Consider the following 220-nt stretch of genomic DNA (forward strand, 5'->3'; position numbering starts at 1 on the left):
TTCAACCCCTTTTCTTCGACAAGCACCCCACATTCCTTGATTTTACACCTATGTGCCCATTCTCGACCGATTCTCTCTTCAACCACTTCACACATCACTTCCCAATCCCACCACTCCCTATCAACACACATCAACTTCCCCACATCTCCACTACATTCCACCATCAACAACCCCCAATCAATGGCTATCACCTCCCACCCCCCCTTCCGATGCCAACCAT

Annotated in this window: 1 protein-coding gene; it reads right to left on the minus strand. The window is 49.5% G+C overall.

The genetic code is table 11. From position 1 onward, the window contains the following. On the minus strand, positions 1-191 hold a 191-nt coding region (locus tag FS628_RS32480; protein WP_222125372.1), incomplete at its 3' end, for a hypothetical protein. Positions 192-220: the final 29 nt, after the last annotated feature.

Source organism: Paenibacillus xylanexedens (genome assembly GCF_007676705.1).
Taxonomy (GTDB): domain Bacteria; phylum Bacillota; class Bacilli; order Paenibacillales; family Paenibacillaceae; genus Paenibacillus; species Paenibacillus xylanexedens_C.